This is a genomic window from Vibrio sp. YT-15, from assembly GCF_033337445.1.
In the GTDB taxonomy this organism is placed as follows: Bacteria; Pseudomonadota; Gammaproteobacteria; order Enterobacterales; family Vibrionaceae; genus Vibrio; species Vibrio alginolyticus.
In genome coordinates this window covers 1-1236 of the sequence record NZ_JAWOQR010000108.1, presented here as the reverse complement: position 1 = coordinate 1236, position 1236 = coordinate 1, and the positions used below count along the sequence as shown (strand labels likewise).

1 pseudogene is annotated in these 1236 nt (G+C 53.2%); it reads right to left on the bottom strand.

From position 1 onward, the window contains the following. A pseudogene (locus R7D93_RS25615) lies at nt 1-1236 on the bottom strand (Calx-beta domain-containing protein); the annotation flags it as partial.

The window sequence follows — 1236 nt, the reverse complement described above, 5'->3', positions numbered from 1 at the left end:
GTGTCACGGTGTACTCTGTGGTGGTGTCGCCTTCTACGACATTCGCTGGACCGGTCATGGTGACGGTGACCGTATCTTCCGGGCCAGGATCCGTCTCATCACTGATGGTGGTGTCGACAAAGGCATTATCGAGGTTCAACGCTTCGAAGATTGGATTACTGTCGCTGTCGACGATGCCTGACACGCTGACGCGGAAGACTTCATCGCCTTCGGCATACACATCGTCCACCGTATCGATGGTAAACGTGGCGGTTACGCCATCGGCACCAATCACTGCTTGGGTGGTTTCAGTGATGTCATCACCTGACGCGGTGGTGTAGCTATAAGCGAGCGTGACGATGCTACCGACTGGCGCCGGATCGCTCAGTGTCACGGTGTACTCTGTGGTGGTGTCACCTTCTACGACATTCGCTGGACCTGTCATGGTCACGGTAACCGTATCTTCTGGACCTGGGTTAGTTTCATCGCTGATGGTGGTATCAACAAAGGCATTTGAAACATCTAATGCCTCAAAAATCGGATTGCTATCACCATCTACAATGCCCGACACGCTGACGCGGAATACTTCATCGCCTTCGGCGTAAACGTCATCCACCGTATCGATAGTAAATGTGGCGGTTACGCCATCCGCCCCAATCACTGCTTGAGTGGTTTCAGTGATGTCATCACCCGATGCAGTGGTGTAGCTGTAAGCTAACGTGACAATGCTACCAACAGGAGCCGGATCGATCAGTGTTACGGTGTACTCTGTGGTGGTGTCGCCTTCCACCACATTCGCTGGACCGGTCATGGTGACCGTAACCGTATCTTCTGGTCCTGGGTCGGTTTCATCGCTGATGGTGGTGTCGACGAACGCATTGTCTAAATTCAGTGCTTCAAAGATTGGATTGCTGTCGCTATCCACAATGCCCGACACGCTGACACGAAACACTTCATCGCCTTCGGCGTAAACATCATCCACTGTATCGATGGTAAACGTGGCGGTCACACCATCCGCACCGATAATGGCTTGAGTGGTTTCGGTGATGTCATCACCTGACGCGGTGGTGTAGCTGTAAGCGAGCGTGACGATACTGGCCACTGGCGCCGGATCGCTCAGTGTTACGGTGTACTCCGTGGTGGTGTCACCTTCCACGACATTCGCTGGACCTGTCATGGTGACGGTGACCGTATCTTCTGGACCCGGATCCGTTTCATCACTGATGGTGGTGTCAACAAAGGCATTTGAAACATCTA